This window comes from Streptomyces sp. RK9 (assembly GCF_045070545.1).
In the GTDB taxonomy this organism is placed as follows: Bacteria; Actinomycetota; Actinomycetes; order Streptomycetales; family Streptomycetaceae; genus Streptomyces; species Streptomyces alboflavus.
Genome location: NZ_CP173703.1, coordinates 4265560 through 4285164, shown reverse-complemented (window position 1 = coordinate 4285164; position 19605 = coordinate 4265560). Strand labels below are relative to the sequence as shown.

The window sequence follows — 19605 nt, the reverse complement described above, 5'->3', positions numbered from 1 at the left end:
GCTCAGGAACCGAGTTGTTCATCAAGGAGTGCGAGAAGTTCGTCCGCGGAGGCAGTGCGCGCGTCCGGTCCGGACGTGGCGGCTTCGGTGCTGGTGTGCGCCTCGTCCCACCTGGCCAGGAGCGCGCGCAGGCGGTCGCCCACGGCGGTGCTCTGCTCGGCGTCCGGCGTGAGGACGGCCAGCGCGGCCTCCAGGCGGTCCAGCTCCGCGTCGATGGTGGGCGTGCCCATGCCGAGCATCTGCTCCAGCACGTGTGCGGCCAGCGCCGACGGGGTGGGATGGTCGAAGACGAGCGTCGAGGGCAGGCTCAGTCCGGTGGCCGTGTTGAAGACGTTGCGGAACTCGACGGCGGTGAGCGAGTCGAAGCCCAGGTCCTTGAACGCCCGGCCGGGTTCGACGGCCGTCGTGGTGTCGTAGCCGAGGACGGCGGCGACCTGCTCCCGCACCAGGTCGAGGACGACGCGCTCGCGGTCCTGCGCGGGCAGTGCGGCGAGCTCGGCCGACAGGTCGAGCGGCGCTGCGGCCTCGGCGGGGGCCGGGGCCCGGTGCGCGAGGGGCAGGTCCCGCAGGAACGTGGCCGGGAGCGTGGGCGCGTACACGTTCCAGTCGATGTCCGCCACCACGAGGACCGTCGGGTCGTCCTGGCGCAGGGCCCGGTCGAGGGCCGCGACGGCCAGTTCGGGCTCGAACGGGGCGGTGCCCTTGCTGCGCAGGATGTCGGCGAGCTGCTCGCCGACCATGCCGCCGCCGCCCCACGGCCCCCACGCCACCGAGGTGGCGGCGAGGCCCTGCGCCACGCGCCGTTCGGCGAAGGCGTCGAGGAAGGCGTTGGCGGCCGCGTAGCTGCCCTGGGCGACCGCGCCGAACGTGCCGGAGATCGAGGAGAACATCACGAACGCCGACAGGTCCAGGTCCCGGGTCAGCTCGTCCAGGTTGACCGCGGCGTCGACCTTGGGCCGCAGCACGGTGGCGAGCCGCTCCGGGGTGAGCGCGGTGAGGACGCCGTCGTCCAGGACACCGGCCGTGTGCATGACCGCGGTGAGCGGGAACTCCTCCGGCACCGACGCGAGGAGCCGCGCCAGGGCGTCCCGGTCGGCGACGTCGCAGGCGGCGATCGTCACCTGGGCGCCGAGCGCGGTCAGTTCGGCGCGCAGGTCCTCCGCGCCGTCGGCGTCAGGGCCGCGCCTGCTGGTGAGCAGCAGGTGTTCGGCGCCCTTCGCGACGAGCCACCTGGCGACGTGTGCGCCGATGCCGCCGGTGCCGCCGGTGACGAGGACCGTGCCGGTGGGGTCCCAGTCGCCGAGGTGTCCCACGGGGGCCTGCACGAGCCTGCGGGCGAACACGCCGCTGGACCGGATGGCGACCTGGTCCTCGTCCCGGGTGCCCGACAGGATGCCGGCGAGGCGGGCGGCGGCGCGGTCGTCCAGGGAGTCGGGGAGGTCGACGAGGCCGCCCCAGCGCTCGGGCTGTTCGCGCCCGATGACGCGGCCCATGCCCCAGACCATGGCCTGTTCGGGGCTGACGGCGGTGTCGGAGCGGCCGACCATGACGCCGCCGCGTGTGGCGTGCCACAGGGGCGCGACGAGTTCGGCGTCACCGAGTGCCTGGATCAGGGCGAGCGTCGCGTACACGCCGCCCGACGGCAGTTCGGGGTCGAGGGCGAACAGGGACAGGACGCCCGCGACGGGTTCGTCGACGGCGAGCCGCGCCGTGAGCGCGTCCCGGTCCACGGCTTCGCCCGCCCGGACCGGCAGCACGCGGGCGCCGTGCCGGGTCAGCGCGGCGGCGACGGATTCCTCACCGGCGCCGTCCCGGCTCACCACGAGCCAGGTGCCCTTGAGGGCGGCGACGGGCTCGGGCACCGGCAGCCAGCTGACGCGGTAGCGCCAGCCGTCGATCTCGGAGTTCTCGGACTGTGCCTGCCGCCACGAGGCGAGGCGCGGCAGGACCGTGCCGATCGGGTCGTCGAGGGACACGTCCAGCTCGTCCGCGAGATCGCCGAGGTCGCCCTCCGCGACGGCCGCCCAGAACTGCGCGTCGACGGTCCCGGTGACGTCGCCCGTGGGCGCCGCGGCCATGGCGGGCCAGATCCGCCCGCGCCGGAAGGCGTAGGTGGGCAGGTCCACGTGCCGTCCTTCGGGCACCAGCTGGTGCCAGTCGAAGGGCAGGCCCGCCACGTGGGCCTCGGCGACGGAGGCGAGGAACCGGCCGACGTCACCGTCGTCGCGGCGCAGGGTGCCCACGACGACGGCCCGCGTGTCGGTGGCGTCCAGCGTCTCGCGTACCCCGAAGGTCAGCACGGGGTGCGGGCTGCACTCGACGAACGCGCCGACGCCCCGCTCGATCAGGCCGCGCGTGGCCTCCTCGAAGCGCACGGTGTTCCGCAGGTTCCGGTACCAGTAGTCCGCGCCCACTTCGGTGCCGGTCAGCCACTCCCCGGTGACGGTGGACAGCATCGGTACGCGCGCGGCCCGGGGTTCCACCCCGGCGAGCACGGTCGCCAGTTCGTCCTGGAGGCGCTCGACGTGCGGCGAGTGGGAGGCGTAGTCGACGGGGATGCGCCGGGCGCGGGTGCCGTCGGCGGCGCCGGCCTCGACCAGCTCGTCCAGGGCGTCCGCGTCACCCGACACGACCACCGAGCCGGGTCCGTTGACCGCGGCGATCGAGATCCGCCCGTCCCACGGCGCGATCCACTCCCGGGCGTCGTCGACCGTCGCCGCGAGCGACACCATGCCGCCCTGTCCGGACAGCGCCAGGATCGCCTTGCTGCGCAGCGCGGCGATCTTCGCGGAGTCGGCGAGCGAGAGGGCGCCCGCGACGTGCGCGGCGGCGATCTCACCCTGGCTGTGCCCGACAACCGCGTCCGGCTCCACACCGTACGAGCGCCACAGCGCCGCGAGGGACACCATCACCGCCCACAGCGCGGGCTGCACGACGTCGACGCGTTCCAGCGCTTCCGCGTCGGCGAGGACGTCCCACAACGACCAGTCCACGTACGGCGCGAGGGCCTCGGCGCACGCCTCCATCGAGGCACGGAACACCGGCGACGACTCCGCCAGCTCCGCGCCCATGCCCAGCCACTGCGAACCCTGGCCGGGGAACACGAACGCGACCTTCCCCGCGGGCCCCGCGACACCCGTCGCGACCCGCGCCGACTCGACGCCCCGGGCGACCGCCGTGGGTCCCTCGACGACCGCGGCGAGGCCGGCGAGAAGCCCGTCACGGTTCTCGCCGACGACGACCGCGCGGCTGTCGAAGGCCGACCGCGACACGGCGAGCGTCGCGGCGACGTCGCGCGGGTCGAGGTCGGGGTGCGCCGCGAGGTGGGCGCGCAGCCGGTCGGCTCCCGCGCGCAGCGCCTCGTCGTCCTTGGCCGAGACGAGCAGCGGTACCAGGGACGTGTCCGGTTCGGCGCGCTGGTCGGTGGCTTCGGTGGCGGGTGCCTGCTCGATGATGGCGTGCGCGTTGGTGCCGCTGAACCCGAACGACGACACGCCGAACCGGCGCGGCCGGTCGGTGTCCGGCCAGTCGTGCGCCTCGGTGAGGAGCGCGACGTCACCGGTCGACCAGTCGACTTCCGACGTGGGCTCGGCGACGTGCAGGGTCTTGGGCAGCACGCCGTGCCGCATCGCCATGACCATCTTGATGATGCCCGCGACCCCGGCCGCGCCCTGCGTGTGCCCGATGTTGGACTTGACCGAGCCGAGCCACAGGGGCTCGCCCTCGCGGTCCTGTCCGTACGTGGCGAGCAGGGCCTGGGCCTCGATGGGGTCGCCCAGCTTCGTGCCGGTGCCGTGTGCCTCGACGGCGTCCACGTCGGACGCCTGGAGTCCGGCGCTCGCCAGGGCCTGGCGGATGACCCGCTGCTGCGAGGGGCCGTTGGGCGCGGTGAGGCCGTTGGACGCGCCGTCCTGGTTGATGGCGGAGCCGCGGACCACCGCGAGCACCTGGTGCCCGTTGCGCTGGGCGTCGGAGAGCCGCTCCAGGACGACCGTGCCGACGCCCTCGCCCCAGCCGGTGCCGTCGGCGTCCGACGAGAACGGCCTGCACCGGCCGTCGGTGGACAGGCCGCGCTGACGGCTGAACTCGATGAACGAGCCCGGCGTCGACATCACCGTCACGCCGCCCGCGAGCGCCATCGAGCAGTCGCCCGTGCGCAGCGCCTGCACCGCCATGTGCAGCGCGACGAGCGAGGAGGAGCAGGCGGTGTCGACCGTGACCGCGGGTCCTTCGAGGCCGAAGGCGTAGGCGACGCGCCCAGAGACGACGCTGGCCGCGTTGCCCGTGCCGATGAAGCCTTCGACGGTCTCGTCGCTGTTCGCCAGGAGCAGGGTGTAGTCCTGCACGTTCGAGCCGGTGAAGACGCCGATGTCGCGCCCCCGCACCGCGCTCGGGTCGATCCCTGCGCGCTCGAAGGCCTCCCAGGACGTCTCCAGGAGGAGGCGCTGCTGCGGGTCCATGGCGAGGGCCTCGCGGGGCGATATCCCGAAGAACGTCGGGTCGAACTGGTCCGCGTCGTACAGGAAGGCTCCTTCCCGTGCGTACGAGGTGCCCGCGTGGTCCGGGTCGGGGTTGTACACGTTCGCCAGGTCCCAGCCGCGGTTCCCGGGGAACTCGCCGACGGCGTCGACGCCGTCGTGGACGAGCTGCCAGAGGTCCTCGGGCGAGTTGACGCCGCCGGGGAAGCGGCAGCTCATGGCGACGATCGCGATCGGGTCGTCGCTCACCGATGCCGTCGTGCGGGTGGCCGTCACGACGGCGGGCGCGCCGGTGAGTTCGGTGCCGAGGTGCGCGGCGAGCGCTGCGGGGCTCGGGTGGTCGAAGACGAGTGTCGCGGACAGGCGCAGCTCGGTGGCGGCGCCGAGGCGGTTGCGCAGTTCGACGGCGGTGAGCGAGTCGAAGCCCAGCTCCTTGAACGCGCGGTCGGGCACGATGGTGTGCGCCGAGCCGTGGCCGAGGACCACGGCGACGTGCTCCAGGACCACGTCGAGGAGCGCCTTCTCCCGCTCGGCCCCCGTCAGCCCGGCCAGCGACCGGGCCAGCGCGGATCCGGCGGCGGCGCCGGACTCGGCGGTCCTGCGCGCGGCGGAGCGCACCAGGCCGCGCAGCAGGTGCGGTACGGGGTTGGTGCGTGCCTGCCGGTGCAGGGCGGGCAGGTCGAGCGGGACGGGCGCGAGGACGGCGCGACCCGTGGTGCCCGCCGCGTCGAACAGCGCCAGGCCCTGGGCCGAGCGGAGCGGGATGACGCCGCCCCTGCTCATCCGCTTCACGTCGGCCTCGTCGAGCTGTCCGCTCATGCCGCTCGCGTCCGCCCACAGGCCCCAGGCCAGGGAGGTCGCGGGCAGCCCGGCCGCGCGCCGGTGCTGCGCGAGGGCGTCCAGGAACGCGTTCGCCGCCGCGTAGTTGCCCTGACCCGGGCCGCCGAACACACCGGCGACGGACGAGAACAGGACGAACGCCGACAGGTCCAGGTCGCGGGTCAGCTCGTGCAGGTGCCAGGCCGCGTCGACCTTGGGCCGGAAGACAGTGTCGATGCGGTCCGAGGTGAGCGAGCCGATCGTGCCGTCGTCGAGGACACCTGCGGTGTGCACGACGGCGGAGATCTCGTGTGCGGCGAGCAGGCCGGCGACGGCGTCGCGGTCGGAGACGTCGCAGGCCGCGTACGTCACTTCGGCGCCCAGCGCGACCAGTTCGTCGCGCAGGTCCTCGGCGCCCTCGGCGGCGGCGCCGCGCCTGCTCACGAGCAGGAGGTCGCGGACGCCGCGCTCCGTGACCAGGTGCCGGGCGACGAGGCCGCCCAGGGTTCCGGTGGCGCCGGTGACCAGCACCGCGCCGGGGCCGAAGCCGGGGTCGTCCACCACGGAGGGGCTGACCCTGGTGAGGCGGGGGACGCGGATGTCGCCGGACCGGAGGGCGAGTTGGGGTTCGCCGGTGGCGAGTGCGGCGGGCAGCGCGTCGAGCGAGGCCGCCTCCTCGTCGAGGTCGACGAGGACGATCCGGTCGGGGTTCTCCGACTGGGCGGAGCGGACGAGGCCCCATACGGCGGCGTGGGCGACGTTCCGTACGTCCTCGTCGTCCGTGGTGGCAACCGCGCCCTTGGTCACGACGACCAGGCGCGCCGCCTCGAACCGCTCGTCGGACAGCCAGGCCTGGACCGCGGTCAGGGCCCAGTGCGCCGCTTCGTGCGCGGCGGCGACGGGGTCGGACGTGGCGGCGCTCGGGCACGACAGGACGGCGAAGTCGGGGAGTTCCGTCGCCCCGGCCAGTTCCTCCAGGCCGAACAGCTCGGACAGGTCGGACAGGTCGGTCCGCCGGGTCGTCGGTGTCTCGCCGTCGGGCAGCGGGGCGGAGGTCCAGTCGACGCCGAAGAGCGCGTCGCCGCGCTCGTCGCGGGCGAGCTGGTCGGCCTGGACCGGGCGCAGCATCAGCGAGTCGATCGTGGCCACCGGGGCGCCCGCCCCGTCCGCGATCACCAGCGTCACGCCGTCCGCCGTGTCCGTGGGCGTGAGGCGTACCCGCAGCACGGTCGCGCCCGAGGCGTGCAGGCGCATGCCCCACCACGAGAACGGCAGCTGGTCGGGGTCCGTGCCGTCGGTGAGGCCGATGGCGTGCAGGGCCGCGTCGAGCAGCGCCGGGTGCAGCCCGAAGCCGTCGGCCTTCACGCCGTCGGGCAGCGCGACCTCGGCGAACAGCTCACCTTCCTTGCGCCAGGCGGCCTTCAGGCCCTGGAACACCGGCCCGTAGCCGAACCCGGCGTCAGCCCGCTCGTCGTAGAACCCCTCCAGGTCCACGGCCTCGGCCCCCGCCGGAGGCCACACCTCCAGGGAGACCCCGTCGGACAGGGCGGCCTCGCGCAGCACACCGACCGCGTGCCGGGTCCACGCACGACCGTCCTCGACATCGCCCTCACTGGAGTAGAACGTCAGCTCACGCCGACCCGACGCGTCCGACGCGCCGACCCACACCTGCATCCGCACCGACCCGGACTCGGGCAGGACGAGCGGCGCTTCGAGCGTCAGCTCCTCGACCAGGCCGCAGCCGACCTGGTCCCCGGCACGCACCGCCAGTTCGGCGAACGCGGCGCCCGGCAGCAGCGCCGATCCCTGGACCACGTACTGGGCCAGCCACGGGTGCGTCTGGACCGAGACCCGCCCGGTCAGGAGCACACCGTCCGTGCCACCGACGGCAACAGCCGCCCCCAGCAGGGGGTGTTCCGCCGCACCGAGCCCGATCGCCGCGGCGTCGCCGGTCGAGTACGAGGCGTCCAGCCAGTAGTGCTCGCGCTGGAAGGCGTACGTCGGCAGGTCTACTCGGCGCGCGCCGCGACCGGCGAAGAACGCATCCCAGGCGACCTGGACGCCGCGCACGTGCAGCTGTCCGGCGGCGGTCGTGGCAGCGACGTCCTCCGCACGGTCGCCGCGCAACATCGGGACGAAGACCGCGTCCGAGGCGGACTCCTGGCCAAGCGCCGACAGCGCGCCACCGGGGCCGACCTCGACGAACGTCGCCACACCCTCAGCGACCAGAGCGCCCACCGCGTCCGCGAAGCGCACGGCCTCGCGCACGTGCCGCACCCAGTACTCGGGCGAGGCCAACTGCTCGGCAGAAGCCCGGGCACCGGTCAGCGTCGACACGATGGGGAGCGACGGCTCTCCGTACGACACGCCCTCCAGGACCGCGCGGAAGTCGTCAAGGATCGGGTCCATCAGCGGCGAGTGGAACGCGTGGCTCACCTTCAGGCGGGTCGCCTTACGGCCCGCAGCACGCCAGCGCTCCGCGACAGCTTCGACATCGGCGGCAACACCGGAGACGACCACCGAGTGAGGACCATTGACCGCCGCTATACCCACCGTCTCCGGCAAGCCCTCAGCGATCACCTCGGCCTCGGACGCCTGGATCGCGACCATCGCGCCGCCCTCGGGCAGCGCCTGCATCAACGCACCACGCGCGGAGACCACCTTCACGGCGTCCGCCAGCGACCAGACCCCGGCCACATGCGCCGCAGCCAACTCACCGATCGAGTGGCCCGCCAGCGCGTCCGGACGGACACCCCACGACTCAAGGAGACGGAACAGCGCCACCTCAACCGCGAACAACGCAGGCTGCGTCACCCCCGTCTCGTTCAGCGCCTCGGCATCCGCACCGAACAGCACCTCCCGCACCCGCGGGTCGAACTCCGCGAGCACGGCCTCCAGCGCCTCCCCGAACACCGGGAAACGCTCCGCCAGTTCACGCCCCATCCCGAGCCGCTGCGACCCCTGCCCCGAGAACAGGAAACCCACCTGACCGGGCTCATCGGCAACACCCGTGACCACAGCACCGCTCGACTTGCCATCGGCCAGGGCCGCCAGCGCGGCCAGGAACTCGTCCCGCTCACCGGCGACGACCACCGCGCGGTGTTCGAGGACCGCCCGCGACGACACCAGGGCGTGGCCCACGTCCGCCACGGTCAGCTCGGGGGCCGAGTCCACGAGGGACTTCAGCCGCACGGCCTGCGCCCGCAGCGCCTCGGCGCTCCGGGCCGAGAGGACCCACGGCGCGATGCCGTCGGGCACCGGCGCCGTGTCAGCGGCCGACTCCTCCTCCACCGGGGCCTGTTCGATGATGGCGTGGGCGTTGGTGCCGCTCACGCCGAACGACGACACACCGGCGCGGCGCAGGTGGCCGGTCTCCGGCCACGGCTGGGTCTCCGTGAGGAGCTTGACGGCGCCCGCCGACCAGTCGACGTGCGACGACGGCGCGTCCACGTGCAGCGTGCGCGGGAGCACACCCTGGCGCATCGCCATGACCATCTTGATCACACCGGCCACACCGGCGGCGGCCTGCGTGTGGCCGACGTTCGACTTCACCGAGCCGAGCCACAGCGGGTCACCCGCACGGTTCTGCCCGTACGTGGCGAGCAGCGCCTGGGCCTCGATCGGGTCGCCCAGCTTCGTGCCGGTGCCGTGCGCCTCGACGGCGTCCACGTCGGACGGCGCCAGGCCGGCGCTCGCGAGCGCCTGGCGGATGACGCGCTGCTGGGAGGGACCGTTCGGGGCGGTGAGGCCGTTGGACGCACCGTCCTGGTTGACCGCCGAACCCCGTACGACCGCAAGGACCTTGTGGCCGTTGCGGCGGGCGTCCGACAGACGCTCCACCAGCAGCATGCCGACACCCTCGCCCCAGCCGGTGCCGTCCGCGCCCTCGGAGAACGACTTGCACCGGCCGTCGGCGGCGAGCCCGCGCTGGCGGCTGAACTCGATGAACGCACCCGGCGTGGACATCACCGTCACACCGCCGACCAGAGCCAGTTCGCACTCGCCCTTGTTCAGCGCCTGGCCCGCGAGGTGCAGGGCGACCAGCGACGAGGAGCACGCGGTGTCCACGGTGACGGCCGGGCCTTCGAGGCCGAACGTGTAGGAGAGGCGGCCCGAGATGACGCTCGCCGCACTGCCCGTGCCCGCGTACCCTTCGGCGCTCTCCTGCGCGGCCATCAACAGCGCCGCGTAGTCCTGGCCGTTGGTGCCGACGAACACGCCCGAACGGCTGCCGCGCACCGCGTGCGGGTCGATCCCGGCGCGCTCGAAGGCCTCCCAGGACGTCTCCAGGAGAAGGCGCTGCTGCGGGTCCATGGCGAGGGCCTCGCGCGGCGAGATGCCGAAGAAGTCCGCGTCGAACTCCCCTACGCCGTGCAGGAATCCGCCTTCACGCGCGTAGGTCGTGCCCGCGTGGTCGGGGTCCGGGTCGTAGAGGGACTCCACGTCCCAGCCGCGGTCGGTGGGGAAGCCGGACAGGGCGTCCGCGCCGGACTCGACGAGCCGCCACAGGTCCTCGGGCGACTCGACGCCGCCGGGGAAGCGGCAGCTCATGCCGACGATCGCGATCGGCTCGTCGGTCGTGGCCATGGCCGTGCCCGTGACCGTCTCGACCACGGTGACGCCCGCGAGTTCGGCGCCGAGGTGCGCGGCGAGCGCCGCGGGCGTCGGGTAGTCGAAGACGAGGGTGGCGGGCAGGGCCAGTTCGGTCGCCGCGCCCAGGTGGTTGCGCAGTTCGACGGAGCTGAGCGAGTCGAAGCCGAGGTCCTTGAACGCGCGGCCGGGTGCGACGGCACCCGCCGAGCTGTGGCCGAGCACCACGGCCACGTGGCCGAGTACGAGGTCGAGGAGGGCCTTCTCGCGGTCCGCGAGGCTCAGGCCGGCGAGCGAGCGGGCCAGCGCCGAACTCGCGCCGGCGCCCGACTCGGCGGTCCTGCGCGCGGCGGAGCGCACCAGGCCGCGCAGGAGGTGCGGAACGGGGCGGGTGCGGGCCTCGCGGCGCAGCACGGGCAGGTCCAGGGGCACGGGTACGAGCGCGGCGCGGCCGGTCGAGCCCGCCGCGTCGAACAGGGCGAGGCCCTCGGCCGTGCGGAGCGGGAGCAGTCCGCCCCGGCCCAGCCGCTTCATGTCGGCCGCGCCGAGGTCTCCGGTCATGCCGCTGGCCTCGGCCCACAGGCCCCACGCGAGGGAGGTGGCGGGCAGCCCGGCGGCCCTGCGGTGCTGCGCGAGCGCGTCCAGGAAGGCGTTCGCCGCCGCGTAGTTGCCCTGGCCGGGGGCGCCCAGCGTGCCCGAGACCGAGGAGAACAGGACGAACGCGGACAGGTCCAGGTCGCGGGTCAGGTCGTGCAGGTGCCAGGCCGCGTCGACCTTCGGGCGGAAGACGGTGTCGATCCGGTCCGGGGTGAGCGAGCCGATCACGCCGTCGTCGAGGACGCCTGCGGTGTGGACGACCGCGGAGATGTCGTGTGCGGCCAGCAGCGCGGCGACAGCCTCGCGGTCGGCCACGTCGCAGGCGGCGAGCACCACTTCGGCGCCCTGCGCGGCCAGTTCGGCCCGCAGTTCCTCGGCACCTTCGGCGGCGGCGCCGCGCCTGCTGACCAGGAGCAGATCGCGTACGCCGCGCTCGGCGACCAGGTGCCGGGCGACGAGGCCGCCCAGGGTGCCCGTGGCGCCGGTGACCAGCACCGCACCCGGCCCGAAGCCGGGGTCGTCCACCGCGGACGGGCTGACCCTGGCCAGGCGCGGGGCGCGCGCGGTGCCCGAGCGGAGCGCCACCTGCGGCTCGCCGGTGGCGAGCGCGGCGGGCAGCGCGTCCAGCGAGGCCGCCTCCTCGTCGAGGTCGACCAGGACGATCCGGTCGGGGTTCTCCGACTGGGCGGACCGCACCAGGCCCCATACGGCGGCCTGCGCGACGTCCCGTACCGCCTCGTCGGCCGAGGCGGCGATCGCGCCTCTGGTCACGACGGCCAGGCGGGCCGCGTCGAAGCGCTCGTCGGCCAGCCAGGCCTGGACCGTGGTCAGCGCCCAGTGTGCGGCGTCGTGCGCGCCGACGGCCGGGTCGGACGCCGAGGTGTCGGGGCAGGACAGGACCACGAAGTCGGGCAGTTCGGCCGCCAGCGACGCGGTGAGCGCTTCCAGGTCGGCCTGTTCGGCCGTCGGGGCGTCGCCGTCGGGCAGGGGCACGGACACCCAGTCGACGCCGAACAGCGATTCCGGGTCCTGCCTCGACAGTGTCTCCGTCACGGGACGCAGGACGAGGGAGTCCACCGTCGCGACGGGGGCGCCCGCGCCGTCGGCGAGCGTCAGCGTCACCGCGTCCGCTCCGGCAGGGGCGAGGCGCACCCGCAGCGCCGTCGCGCCGGAGGCGTGCAGGCGCACACCCGACCACACGAACGGCAGCCTGTCGTCGGCGTCCGCGCCGTCCGTGAGGCCGACCGTGTGCAGCGTCGCGTCGAGCAGCGCCGGGTGCAGCCCGAAGCCGTCCGACTTCACGCCGTCGGGCAGCGCGACCTCGGCGAACACCTCGCCGTCCTTGCGCCAGGCGGCCTTCAGGCCCTGGAACACCGGCCCGTAGCCGAACCCGGCGTCAGCCCGCTCGTCGTAGAACCCCTCCAGGTCCACGGCCTCGGCCCCCGCCGGAGGCCACACCTCCAGGGAGACCCCCTCAGTGCGGCCACCCTCGCGCAGGGCACCGACGGCATGCCGGGTCCAGGACCGCCCGTCCTCGACGTCACCCGCACTGGAGTAGAACGTCAGCTCACGCCGACCCGACTCGTCCGACGCGCCGACCCACACCTGCACCCGCACCGAGCCGTCCGAAGGCAGAACGAGCGGCGCCTCGAGGGTCAACTCCTCCACCAGATCGCACCCGACCTGGTCACCCGCACGCACCGCCAGCTCGGCGAACGCCGCACCGGGCAGCGACGCCACACCCTGGACGACGTACTCGGCCAGCCACGGATGCGTCCGAACCGAAAGCCGGCCGGTCAGCAGCACACCGTCCGTGCCACCCACAGCAACAGCCGCACCCAGCAGCGGGTGTTCCGCCGAACCGAGCCCGGCCGCGGTGACGTCGCCCGTCAGCGCCAACGCCTCGGGCCAGTAGCGCTCGTGCTGGAAGGCGTACGTCGGCAGCGCCACACGGCGCGCGCCGCGCCCGGCGAAGAACGCCGCCCACTCGACCTGGACGCCGCGCACGTGCAGCTGTCCGGCCGCCGTGGTGGCGGCGGTCGCCTCCGGCCGATCAGCGCGCAGCAGGGGTACGAAGACCGCGTCCGGGGCGGACTCCTGGCCCAGGGCGGACAGCGCGCCACCGGGGCCGACCTCGACGAACGTCGCCACACCCTCGGCGACCAGAGCGCCCACGGCGTCGGCGAAGCGCACGGCCTCGCGCACGTGCCGCACCCAGTAATCCGGGGAAGCCAGCTCCTCGGCCGTGGCGAGCTGTCCGGTCAGCGTCGACACGATCGGGATGGCGGGCGCCTCGTACGACACGCCCTCAAGGACCGCGCGGAAGTCCTCAAGGATCGGGTCCATCAGCGGCGAGTGGAACGCGTGGCTCACCTTCAGACGGGTCGCCTTACGACCCGCCCCGCGCCAGCGCTCCGCCACCGCATCGACATCGGCAGCGACACCAGAGACCACGACCGAGTGAGAACCATTAACCGCCGCAATACCCACCGACTCCGGCAAGCCCTCAGCCATCACCTCAGCCTCGGACGCCTGAATCGCCACCATCGCGCCGCCCTCAGGCAGCGCCTGCATCAACGCACCACGCGCCGACACCACCTTCACGGCGTCCGCCAGCGACCAGACCCCAGCCACATGCGCCGCAGCCAACTCACCGATCGAGTGGCCCGCCAGCGCGTCCGGACGCACGCCCCACGACTCAAGGAGACGGAACAGCGCCACCTCGACCGCGAACAGCGCGGGCTGCGTCGTCCCCGTCTCGTTCAGCGCCTCGGCATCCTCACCGAACAGCACCTCCCGCACCGAAGGATCAAAGGCGGCAAGGACCTCGTCCAGCTCCTCCGCGAACACCGGGAAACGGGCGGCCAGTTCACGACCCATGCCAAGCCGCTGCGACCCCTGACCCGAGAACAGGAAACCCACCCGGCCGGGCTCAGCCGCGACGCCCGAGACCACGGCGCCGCTCGCCTGGCCGGCGGCCACCGCCGTCAGAGCCGTCAGGAACTCGTCCCGGTCACCGGCGACGACCACCGCGCGGTGGTCCAGGGCCGACCGCGTCGTGGCGAGCGAGTAGCCGACGTCGGCGAGCGCGTGCTCGTCCACAAGGGACGTGAGGCGCTCGGCCTGCCCGCGCAGGGCGTCCTCGCCGCGTGCCGAGAGCACCCACGGCAGGGGCCCGTCGGCCACCGGCTCCGGAGCTTCCTCCGGCTCCACGACGGGGGCCTGCTCGATGATGGCGTGCGCGTTGGTCCCGCTGAACCCGAAGGACGACACACCGGCACGCCACGGCCGGTCGACGGCGGGCCACGAGCGGGTCTCCGCGAGGAGTTCCACCGCGCCCGCGGACCAGTCCACGTGCGGCGACGGCTCGTCCACGTGCAGCGTCTGGGGCAGCACTCCGTGCCGCATCGCCATGACCATCTTGATGATGCCCGCGACGCCCGCGGCGGCCTGCGTGTGGCCGATGTTCGACTTGACCGACCCGAGCCACAGCGGCCGGTCGTCGGCACGGTTCTGGCCGTAGGTGGCGAGCAGCGCCTGGGCCTCGATCGGGTCGCCCAGAGTCGTGCCCGTGCCGTGTGCCTCCACGGCGTCCACGTCGGACGCGGCCAGGCCTGAACTCGCCAGGGCCTGGCGGATGACGCGCTGCTGCGAGGGGCCGTTCGGGGCGGTGAGGCCGTTGGACGCGCCGTCCTGGTTGACCGCCGAGCCGCGTACGACCGCGAGCACCTCGTGGCCGTTGCGGCGGGCGTCCGAGAGGCGCTCGACGAAGAGCATGCCGACGCCCTCGCCCCAGCCCGTGCCGTCGGCGGCAGCGGCGAAGGCCTTGCAGCGGCCGTCCTGCGAAAGGCCGCGCTGGCGGCTGAACTCGATGAACGAGCCCGGCGTCGCCATCACGGTCACGCCGCCCGCGAGGGCCAGCGAGCACTCGCCCGAGCGCAGGGCCTGGATGGCCAGGTGCAGGGCGACAAGGGAGGACGAGCAGGCCGTGTCGACGGTGACGGCCGGGCCCTCGAAGCCGTACGTGTAGGACAGGCGGCCGGAGGCGACGCTGGACGCGTTGCCGGTCGCCGCGTAGCCGCCGGTGTCCTCGGCGGCGCCGCCGAGGACGTACGCGTAGTCATGCATGTTCGAGCCCACGAACACACCGACGCTCTCACCGCGCAGCGACGCCGGGTCGATGCCGGCGCGCTCGAAGACCTCCCAGGAGGTTTCGAGGAGGAGCCGCTGCTGCGGGTCCATGGCCAGGGCTTCGCGCGGCGATATCCCGAAGAAGCCCGCGTCGAAGCCGCTCACGTCCGACAGGAACGCGCCCGACTTGAGATACGTGGTCCCGACCGCGTCCGGGTCGGGGTTGTACAAGGCCTCCACGTCCCAGCCGCGATCGGCCGGGAACTCCGTGACCGCGTCGCCACCGGAAAGGAGCAGCTGCCACAGGTCCTCCGGGCTGGCCACACCCCCGGGGAAGCGGCAGCTCATGCCGACGATCGCGATCGGGTCGTCGGCCGCGACGGAGGCGGCGGCGACCGGGGCGGCGGCGATGCCCGCACCGGACAGTTCGGTACGCAGGTAGGCGGCCAGGACGGCGGCCGTCGGGTAGTCGAAGACCAGCGTGGCCGGAAGGGCGAGACCGGTCGCCTCGGTGAGGCGGGCGCGCAGTTCGACGGCTGTCAGGGAGTCGAAGCCCAGGTCGCGGAAGGCACGGGTCGCGGAGAACGCGTCCCCGGAGACATGGCCGAGGACGGCAGCGGCCTCGTACCGCACCAGCTCCGTGAGCTGACGCTCCTGCTCGGCCTCGTCCAGACCGGCCAGGCGCTGCGCGAGCGCCGACGTGCCCTGCTCGGCCGGAGCGGTGGCGAACGCGGCCTGCACGTCGGGCAGTTCGCTCAGCAACGGGCTGGGGCGCTGCGCCATGAAGGTGCCCGCGAACCGCTCCCAGTCCATGTCGGCGACGACGATGTTCCCGTCGCCGCGCTCCAGGACGGTGGCCAGGCCCGCGATCGCCACGACGGGAGCCATCGAGTTCAGGCCCCGGCGGCGCAGCTGTGCCGCCGAGTCCGCACCGGAGTCGGCGACCATGCCGCCGTCGGCCCACGGGCCCCACGCGACAGCGGTGGCGGGCAGGCCCGCGGCCCTGCGGTGCTCGGCCAGGGAATCCAGGTAGGCGTTGGCAGCCGCGTACGCGCCCTGCGCACCGCTCCCCCACACACCGGCGATGGACGAGAACAGCACGAACGCGTCCAATGGCGTGTCGACCAGGAGCTCGTGCAGGTTCCGCGCGCCGTCCACCTTCGCCGCGAGCACACCGGCCAGGTCGTCCTCGTCCAGCTCCGCGAGCGGGGCCGTGCGCTCGATGCCGGCCGCGTGCACGACCGCGGTGAGCGGGAACTCGGCGGGCACGGAGGCGAGTACGTCGGCCAGCGCGTCCCGGTCGGCGACGTCGCAGGCCGCGATGGTGACGCGCGCCCCGAGCGTGGTCAGCTCCGCACGCAGTTCCTCGGCGCCTTCGGCCGCGGCGCCGCGCCTGCTCGTGAGGAGCAGGTGCTCGGCGCCCTTCGCCACCAGCCATCGGGCGACGTGCGCGCCGAGCGCGCCGGTGCCGCCGGTCACCAGGACCGTGCCGCGCGGCGACCAGCCCTCGGGGGCGGCACCACCGAGCGGCGCGGGCACCAGCCTGCGACCGAGGATCCCGTCGCCGCGCAACGCGACCTGGTCCTCGCCGCCCGTACCGGCGAGCACGGCGGCCAGCAGCTCACCGGTCGCCTCGTCGGGCGCCGCGGGCAGGTCCACCAGACCGCCCCAGCGGCCCGGCTGCTCCAGCGCGGCCACCCGGCCGAGACCCCACACCAACGACTGCTCGAACCCGGCGACCGCGTCGCCGTCGGCCGCCGCCACCGCACCGGACGTCAGGCACCACAACGGCGCCTCCACGCCCGCGTCACCGAGCGCCCGCAGCAGGCCGATCGTGGCCGTGACCCCTGCGGGCACCGCCGACTCGCCCGCATCGGCGAGCCCAAGGAGCGAGACCGTTCCGCCGAGAGCGGGCAGTTCGCTCAGCTGCTCCGCCCAGTCGACCGTCTCCGGATCCACGTCCAGGGTGTGGACGTCGGCTCCGCCCCGGGCCAGCGCCGCACGCACCCATGCGGCGCGGTCCTCGCCCGCAGGCGCCACGACCAGCCAGACGCCGTCCAGTGGACGGCTCGCGGCGGTGACCGGGCTCCAGTCGATCCGGTAGCGCCAGCCGTCCACGGTGGCCCGCCCCTGCTGCTCCGTGCGCCAGGCGGACAGCATGGGCAGCACGTCGCTCAGCGGGTCGTCCGACGACACGTTCAGCATGCGGGCCAGGTCGGCGAGGTCGCCCTCCGCGACGGCCTCCCAGAACCGCGCCTCCACCGGCGACATCCGCTCGGTGCGCGCGTCGGCGGGCACGTCCAGCCAGAAACGCTCGCGCTGGAACGCGTACGTCGGCAGCTCGACCTGCCGGGCGCCGCTGCCGTCGAAGCAGGCGGTCCAGTCGACCGCCACGCCGTGCGTGTGCAGCGCGGCGACCGTGGTGAGGAACGCGTTCTCCTCGGGCCGGTCCGTACGCAGCGCGGGCAGGAACACCGCCTCGGGCGCACTGCCCAGGCCGAGAGCGCAGAGCGTGCCGCCGGGGCCGACCTCCACGAACGCGTCGACACCCTGCTCGCGGAGCGACACGACGGCGTCGGCGAAGCGCACGGCCTCGCGGACATGCCGCACCCAGTAGTCCGGGGACGCCAGCTCCTCGGTCGTGGCGAGCCGCCCGGTCAGCGTCGACACGATCGGGATCTGGGGCGCCTCGTACGACACCTCCGCCAGGACCGCGCGGAAGTCGTCAAGGATCGGGTCCATCAGCGGCGAGTGGAACGCGTGGCTCACCTTCAGGCGGGTCGCCTTGCGGCCCTCCGCACGCCACCGCTCCGCGACCGCATCGACATCGGCAGCGACACCGGAAACGACGACCGAGTGAGGACCATTAACCGCCGCAATACCCACCGTCTCCGGCAAACCCTCAGCGGCGACCTCGGCCTCCGTGGCCTGGATCGCGACCATCGCGCCACCGGACGGCAGCGCCTGCATCAACGCACCCCGCGCCGACACCACCTTCACGGCGTCCGCCAGCGACCACACACCCGCGACGTGCGCCGCCGCCAGCTCACCGATGGAGTGGCCCGCCAGCAGGTCGGGGCGAACACCCCACGACTCCAACAGCCGGAACAGCGCCACCTCGACCGCGAACAACGCGGGCTGCGTCACCCCGGTCTCATTCAGCGCCTCGGCATCCTCACCTAACAGAACGCCACGTACCGAAGGATCGAACGCCGCAAGCACCTCGTCCAGCGCCTCCGCGAACACCGGGAAACGCTCGGCCAGTTCACGCCCCATGCCGAGCCGCTGCGACCCCTGACCCGAGAACAGGAAACCCAGCAGGCCGCTGCCGGCGGTGCCCGTCACCAGGCCCGGGGTCTGCCTGCCCTCGGCCAGTGCCGTGAGGGCGGTCAGGCGGGACCCGTGGTCGTCCGCGACGACGACGGCACGGTGTTCCAGGGCCGCCCGTGTGGTGGCGAGCGAGAAGCCGACGTCCTGGGGGTGGAGGCCGGCGACGTGGGAGCGGAGCCGCTCGGCCTGGACGCGCAGCGCCTCGGGGCTCCGGGCCGAGAGGACCCAGGGCACCAGGCCGTCGCGTACCGGCTCCGGGTCCTCCTCCTGCTCGACGGCGGGGGCCTGCTCGATGATGGCGTGCGCGTTGGTGCCGCTCACGCCGAAGGACGACACACCGGCGCGGCGCAGGTGGCCGGTCTCCGGCCACGGCCGGGCCTGTGTGAGGAGTTCGACGCCGCCCGCCGACCAGTCGACGTGCGTCGAGGGCCGGTCCACGTGCAACGTCTGCGGCAGTACGCCGTGGCGCATCGCCATGACCATCTTGATCACGCCCGCGACACCGGCGGCGGCCTGGGTGTGGCCGACGTTGGACTTCACGGAGCCGAGCCACAGGGGCTCGGCGCCGCGGCCCTGGCCGTAGGTGGCGAGGAGTGCCTGGGCCTCGATCGGGTCGCCCAGGGTGGTGCCGGTGCCGTGTGCCTCGACGGCGTCGACGTCGGTCGGGGCGAGGCCCGCGCTCTCCAGGGCCTGGCGGATGACGCGTTGCTGGGAGGGGCCGTTGGGGGCGGTGAGGCCGTTGGACGCGCCGTCCTGGTTGACCGCGGAGCCGCGCACGACCGCGAGGATCTTGTGGCCGCGCCGCTGGGCGTCCGACAGGCGCTCCACGAGGAGCATGCCGGCGCCCTCGCCCCAGCCGGTGCCGTCGGCGGCCTCGGCGAACGCCTTGCACCGGCCGTCCACGGAGAGGCCGCGCTGGCGGCTGAACTCCACGAAGGAGCCGGGTGTCGACATCACCGTCACGCCGCCGACGAGCGCCATGTCGCACTCGCCCTTGTGCAGGGCCTGCGCCGCGAGGTGCAGGGCGACAAGGGAGGACGAGCAGGCCGTGTCGACGGTGACGGCCGGGCCTTCGAGGCCGAACGTGTACGAGAGGCGGCCGGAGATGACGCTCGCCGAGATGCCGGTGCCCGCGTAGCCCTCGACGGTCTCCATCGCGGCCATCAACAGGGCGGCGTAGTCCTGGCCGTTGGTGCCGACGAACACACCGGACCGGCTGCCGCGCAGGGTGTGCGGGTCGATGCCCGCCCGCTCGAACGCCTCCCACGCGGTCTCCAGGAGCAGCCGCTGCTGCGGGTCCATCGCCAAGGCCTCGCGCGGCGATATCCCGAAGAAGCCGGAGTCGAACTCCGCGGCGCGGTCGAGGAAGGCGCCCTTGCGGCTGTAGGTGGTGCCGGAGCGGTCGGGGTCCGGGTCGTAGAGGGACTCCACGTCCCAGCCGCGGTCGGTCGGGAAGTCCGACACCGCGTCCGTGCCGGACTCGACCAGACGCCACAGGTCCTCGGGCGACTCGACGCCGCCGGGGAACCGGCAGCTCATGCCGACGATCGCGATCGGCTCGGCGGCCTTCTCCTCGACCTCGCGCAGCCGTTGCTTGGTCTGCCGCAGATCCGTGGTGACGCGCTTCAGGTAGTCGAGGACCTTGTCGTCGTTCGACATG

Annotated in this window: 1 protein-coding gene; it reads right to left on the bottom strand. The window is 73.9% G+C overall.

Annotated elements, in window-relative coordinates; translation table 11 throughout:
* Positions 1-2: 2 nt before the first annotated feature.
* Positions 3-19604 (bottom strand): type I polyketide synthase, encoded by a 19602-nt coding sequence (locus tag AB6L24_RS17640; RefSeq protein WP_405656306.1) that lies wholly within the window; start codon positions 19602-19604, stop codon positions 3-5.
* Position 19605 lies beyond the last annotated feature (1 nt).